The organism is Fluviicola sp. (assembly GCF_030151805.1).
Classification (GTDB): domain Bacteria; phylum Bacteroidota; class Bacteroidia; order Flavobacteriales_D; family Crocinitomicaceae; genus Fluviicola.
Map to the genome: position 1 here is coordinate 1 of NZ_JASLCN010000027.1, position 5,967 is coordinate 5,967.

General features: G+C 39.9%; 7 protein-coding genes. 3 read left to right on the forward strand and 4 right to left on the reverse strand.

The annotated features are described in order from the left end of the window. Positions 1-600 (forward strand): biotin--[acetyl-CoA-carboxylase] ligase (locus Q1V93_RS00970; protein ID WP_300660226.1); only part of this gene is annotated, 600 nt, incomplete at its 5' end. An 89-nt stretch (positions 601-689) separates the two neighbouring features. Here Q1V93_RS00970 and Q1V93_RS00975 read toward each other — a convergent pair. Then, positions 690-1,091, reverse strand: a complete 402-nt coding sequence (locus Q1V93_RS00975) for a hypothetical protein (protein WP_300660229.1) — start codon at positions 1,089-1,091, stop codon at positions 690-692. A gap of 3 nt (positions 1,092-1,094) precedes the next feature. Next, positions 1,095-1,736, reverse strand: a complete 642-nt coding sequence (gene pyrE, locus Q1V93_RS00980; RefSeq protein WP_300660232.1) for an orotate phosphoribosyltransferase — start codon at positions 1,734-1,736, stop codon at positions 1,095-1,097. A gap of 7 nt (positions 1,737-1,743) precedes the next feature. Between pyrE and Q1V93_RS00985 the strand changes: the two genes are divergently transcribed. Next, entirely contained in the window at positions 1,744-2,352 is a 609-nt protein-coding gene (locus Q1V93_RS00985; protein ID WP_300660235.1) for an NUDIX domain-containing protein, read from the forward strand. 123 nt (positions 2,353-2,475) lie between these two features. Here Q1V93_RS00985 and Q1V93_RS00990 read toward each other — a convergent pair whose 3' ends face one another. Both Q1V93_RS00990 and Q1V93_RS00995 read right to left on the reverse strand, forming a co-directional pair. Next, a complete protein-coding gene (locus Q1V93_RS00990; protein WP_367183766.1) occupies positions 2,476-3,132 on the reverse strand; it encodes a response regulator in 657 nt (218 codons plus the stop codon). Between the two features lie 181 nt (positions 3,133-3,313). Beyond that, positions 3,314-5,218, reverse strand: coding sequence for a tetratricopeptide repeat-containing sensor histidine kinase (locus Q1V93_RS00995; RefSeq protein WP_300660238.1), 1,905 nt, complete (start codon positions 5,216-5,218; stop codon positions 3,314-3,316). 263 nt (positions 5,219-5,481) lie between these two features. Between Q1V93_RS00995 and Q1V93_RS01000 the strand changes: the two genes are divergently transcribed. Next, the gene (locus Q1V93_RS01000; protein WP_300660241.1) at positions 5,482-5,913 is read left to right on the forward strand and encodes a DUF1573 domain-containing protein; all 432 of its coding nucleotides are present in this window, start codon (positions 5,482-5,484) and stop codon (positions 5,911-5,913) included. The last annotated feature ends 54 nt before the right edge of the window (positions 5,914-5,967 follow it).

Consider the following 5,967-nt stretch of genomic DNA (forward strand, 5'->3'; position numbering starts at 1 on the left):
CAGTTTACAGGAACCTATTTTCTAAAAACTGATTTTTTGTCAGTCGACCACTTGTGCTACCTCAATATGTCCATTGCGCTTGCCGTAAGAGAGATGGTTCAGTCGTTCACAAAACACCTGGTTTCGATCAAATGGCCGAATGATATTTTCATCGATAATCAAAAGATTGCGGGAATATTGATTGAAACGAACTGGAAAAACGGAAAGGTAGAAGGTGCCATTGTTGGAATAGGAGTGAATGTTTCACCGATTCAAAGTGTGGTTTATGCGACTTCTTTGAGTGAAATTGCCGGAAAATCTCCCGAAATATGGACCATTTTAGATCTGTTGTCTCAAAGCCTGAACGGATTTTACACCACTTTACTACAGTCGGATTTTGAGAAGCTGAAAGAGCAGTACGAGTCTTTCATGTGGAAAAAAGATGAAGAAATCACGATAGAAGAGCGGCAAGATCCGGTTCCTTTCCGTGGAATTATCCGCGGAGTAGATCAAATCGGGAATATTTTAGTGGAAAAAGACGGAGTGGTGACGGTGTATCACAACCAGGAATTGAATTTTGAAGCGAACTACGCGAAAGAATTACGAGTTCCCAATTCCTAATGCCGAATTAGTTGGATTTGTAGTCAGGAAGATTGATTTGGTTTTAACAAAGATCCAATAATTCGTAATTCGGTACTCGTAATTCGTAATTATTGGAATTGTTTCTGAAGGTTCTTCGTCATTACAACGAATAAGCTGGTCAATGGTTTCTCTACCATCATTTTCATAAACATGTTGATGTTGGCTTCGAATTCAATGTGTCCTTCGCAGGTATTTTCTCCGGTTTCTTTCAGAATAATGGATAAGGTGTAACTGAAAGGTGCTTTATCGCCGGATTCCATGTGGATTTTAGTATTCGGTTCTTTTGAAACGTACTGCAAAGGAATCACGATTCCTCCCTGAGCTTTGAAAGAACAACCTTTTTCATCCGATTGGAAATCAGAGATTTTATCGGCCGGGAGCAAATACTCTATGTTTTTAGCATCCGAAAGAAATTCAAACACTTTCTGCGCCGAAGCATTTACCGCTGAAGAATCCGTTTTTAATAGCATGTCTTAGTTTTTCCAGTTATCGGGATTGATTTTCCATTCTCTCAGAGAATTGACATCACCCATGGTCACATAATCCGATTTCAAAGCCTGATCAATCAAATGATCGTAATCGGTAAGTGTTACAAACGGACATTCCGCATTCGCAAAATTTTTGATGGAAATATCAAATCCGTATGTGAAAATCGCTACCAAACCTCTTACTTCCAATCCTGCTCCTCTCAAAGCCTGAACGGCCTGTAAGCTGCTTCCTCCGGTTGAAATTAAATCTTCGATCACCACTACGCGCTGACCTTTTTCAAAATGTCCTTCGATCATGTTTCCTAAACCGTGACCTTTCGCTGAGCTGCGAACATATACAAACGGAATTCCAAGTTCCTGAGCTACCAAAGCTCCCTGTGCAATTCCACCTGTTGCAACTCCTGCAATAATATCCGGTTTTCCGAAATGCTCCAGAATCGCATCCGCATAACCTTGTCGGATATACGTTCTGATTGCCGGAAAAGAAAGTGTGATTCTATTATCACAATATATTGGCGATTTCCAACCCGAAGCCCACGTAAATGGAGAATTTGGTTGTAACTTTACTGCTTTAATTTGTAGCAAAAATTCCGCTACTTTTAGTGCTCGATCTTTATTTAAAATCATGGTGCAAATGTACAAAGTTTTTATTGATAATTCGATTATAGAGTTTTTGGATTCTTCCGAGGAGCTTCCTTTAAGGCGCTATGATTTCGTATATAATTCGCTTGAAAATGATTTGACCAAGCTGTTGGATCAGTTTGATTTTTCCACTTCAAATTACTGTTTGTTAGTGGTTTATGAAGATTTTGAGCTCGCTCTGAACCAGGTGTTTCAAAACTATGAGTTTATGGATGCTGCCGGAGGGATAGTAAAGAGTAAATTGCGGTATTTATTTATTGAACGACATGGAATGTGGGATATCCCAAAGGGAAAACTTGACATGCATGAACAACCCTGGGAAGCTGCTATTCGTGAAATTGAGGAAGAATGCGGAATTGTGGGGCCAACGATTGACCACCTGATCGGAATCACGTTTCATACTTATTCTTACATGGGAAGATTGACCATTAAGAAAAACTGGTGGTATGCCTTGAATTATACAGGTTCTCTGGAAGTTACGCCACAGGAAGAAGAATCCATTACGCAGGCAATTTGGATCGAAAAGAATGAATGGGGAATGATTCGTGAAAACACCTATGATTCGATTCAGGAGGTGTTGGATATGGCAAAGGAGTGGTAACTTTGAATTACGAATTACGAATTACGAATTACGAATTGCGAATTGCGAATTGCGAATTGAAATTTCGGAGTATTATGGATAAGTGTGAATAATTATTTGGCATTCGGAATTCATCATTCGGAATTAATCTATAATCCGATGTTTCTGAGCGAGATTTACGGCTTCCATTTTATTGTGAACCTGGAGTTTTGAATAAATATTTTCGATGTGTTTCCGGACAGTTGCAGGCGAAATAATCAGGTTTTCGGCAATTTGTTTGTAATCCATTCCTTTGCTGAGCTGATTCAAAACATCGATTTCACGGGAAGAGAGTTCCGGCTTCTTTTCTGTAGTGGTTTGTTGTTCCGGTTTTAGGGGATTTCGGAGTAATCTCAATGCTTTCAAAGCAATTCCAGCCGACATGGGTGCTCCTCCTTCTACAATGGATAAAATACTTTCCAGCAGCATTTTCGGATTTTCATCTTTCAATAAATATCCGTTTGCTCCGGCTAAAATAGCCTGGAAAATGGATTCGTCGTCGTCGAGAACAGTGAGCATAATGACTTTGATCTGCGGATAGCGTTCTGAAATAAAGCGGGTAGTTTCGATTCCGTCCATTTCCGGCATTTGAATATCCATGAGTATGACGTCGACATTCGAATCTTCAACCAACTTTTCCAAAAACAGTTTTCCGTTGAAGGCCTGAAACTTGAATTTCAATTCTGTTGGAAACAACGCGATTTTGTCCTCGATGGATTTCGCTAAAAAGGGATTATCTTCTGCTACCGCTATTCGAATCATAATTCATTGGTTTAATTTCCGTGACATTTTCAAATGTTCATCCTTCAATAAGCTACAGTATGTTTAGTTCAAATGTTCAAATGTATGTTCGTTAAGCAATTTTTCCATGTTGATTTGAACCTTTTCAACCCTTTGAACTTTCTTATTGTTTCTACAAAGATGCAGGAATCAACGAAGGAAATCAATACGACAAATGACTAATTGTACAACAAATGGTTGTTCCCTGACCGCTTTCGGCGTGCAGTTCGAATGATCCGCCAATTTGTTCGCAGCGGTAACGCATATTTCGCAAACCGTTTCCTTCCGGGGTTCCGGGCGAAATTCCTTTGCCATTGTCTGAGATCACCAAACGGATTCCGCTTTCGTTTTCCTCGAAATGAATCGTTATGAAAGAAGCTTCTGCGTATTTCAGCGTGTTTTGAAGCGCTTCCTGGATGATGCGGTACAGGTTCAGCAATTCCATGGATTTGAGCGGATAAACTTTTTTCAGGTTGTTTTGAATGTCAATCGGAAGGGGAATGTTGTTCCGGATGCCTTCAATTCGGGAAAGAAGCGTGTCCGTAGTTCCATCTTCAGAATTCATAGCCCAGATCGTGCTTCGGAGTTCCTGCATGGTATTTCTCCCGAAATCACTCAGATTATGTAATTGGTGATTCAGGGGTTCATTTGTTTCATCGAGGTAACTTAAGTTGTCGACGGAAGAAATCAGATAGGTAATTTGCGAGCCGATATTGTCATGCAATTCTCTTGAAATCTCCAGTTTTTGTTCATTTAATTGCTTTTCACGCAGAAATTGTTCTTCCTGTTTGGTGCGAATCAACTCTTCTTTGGCCAGTTTTCGTTTGTGACGGAAAAAGAGAAAAACGAGTACGAAGAGCAAAAACAATGTTGCTGAAACGCCGATCCAGATTGCCTGGTACAAACGGTTTTTCGCAATTTGTGCTTCGCTTTCAGCCAATTCCTGTTCCTTTTTCGCGACTTCGTATTTGGTAAACATTTCGCTCAGAACTTCATTTCCCTGGTGAATCGAAACACTGTCCTGGAATTGATTTTGAAGTTTGAGGTATTCTGTTGCTTTCCGGAAGTTTTTCTTTTTGATTTCCAATTCTGCAAGCGCCTGGTAAGCAAGGAACGTTTGCCGGAAAGATTGTGTGTTTTTTACCAGATCCAATCCGTGTTTCAAATACACTTCCGCACTGTCGAAGTTGCCCAGATCTTTGTACGAATTCCCAATATTGACCGCCACAATTCCTTCTCCGGTTTTGGAATTGATTTCCTGGTAAATCCGGAAAGCTTTTTTGTAATATTCCAAGCCCAGATCCGTATTTCCTGCTTCCCGTTCCACAACGCCCAATCCTTGATAAACCATGGAAAGTTGTTCCATTTTGTTGCTTTTCTTAATCAAAGGAATCGCCTTCTGGTACATTTCCCGCGATTTGGGATAGTTTTTCAACTTTCTGTAGCAGGAAGCCAGGTTTCCGTAATTATTGATCTGAAGGGCAACATCACCGCTTTTCTGAGCCAGTTTTTGAACGTCTTGCTGCATCCGGAGCGCTTCTTCCACGTACCCGCTAATTTCCAACACGTTCGCGCTGTTTTGATACAAATGAAGCAGCAGATTTTCTTCTTTTTTGATCTTCGCAAGCCGGATTGCTTCGTTATATGCTTCCTGTGCTTTTTTATACTGTGTCAGTTCGTAATAGGCGCTTCCGAGTTTTGAATGAGAAGAAATCATGCCCATCGTATCCTGAAGTTTGAGACGAATACCGAGGGCGGCCTTGTTGAGCTCCACTGCTTTTTGAAAGTCTCCTTTCATGTGAAAAGGCATGGAATAATCGTTGTAGGTATTTGCCAGCAGTTTGTTGTCGTTGAGTGTTTTGGCAAGTTTCAAAGCCTGTGTTCCGAAATGAATGGCTTTATCTGCGTTGTTCTGGTAATAATAGAATGTCAGGTCATTGAGTAACTGAACTTTTTCCTTTCCTTGTTTTTTCGGGATCAGCCGTTCCAGTGAATCTAGCTGCTGCTGTGTTTGGGAAAAAACGAATCCGTTAATGAGAAGTAAGAGAGAGCAGAGAAAAGGTTTCATGTTGCTAGAATAGAATCGCTTACGAAGATAACCAAATGTCTTATTCTGAGATCCTGGGATTTATATTTTGTACGTTCAAATGTTCAAAATTTTCATTGGGCAACTTCTCATCAGATAGTTATCGGGATTTCATTTCAATTCTCCCTTGAACTTTTCCACTCTTTGAACTTTTTAACCTGTTTTCATTTTTTGGCTAATTTTTTGTTAATTAAACAACCAATCTAAAAAGAGTTCGTATTCTTGTATAGTTAAAACTAAAACACATGAAAGCAATAGCAATACTCGCAGTTTCATTCATCTCACTTGGAACATTTGCGCAAACAGCAGAGAAAAAAGAAAGTCCGAAGAAAGAAGTTAAGACGGAAGCAAAAGCACCGGTTGCTTTTAAAACGTTGAAAATAGAACGGGCGGAAATTCCTTACGATTCAAAAGAACCGTTTGTTTTTGAGTTTAAAAACAATGGAAAAACACCTTTGATCATTACAAATGTTCAGACATCTTGTGGTTGTACGGCAGCTGAGAAACCAACTGAGCCGATTGCAAAAGGGAAGTCTTCTAAAATCGTTGTGAATTACGATACGAAGCGTGTAGGGCAGTTTACAAAAACAATTACTGTTACAACAAATGCTTCAACTGAGCCGATCATTTTGACAATTACCGGTAAAGTATTGCCTCAGGAAGGAACAGCAAACTAAGAATCAAATACATTCAGAAATAAAAAAGTCGGGGTGAAAAATTTTTCACCCCGA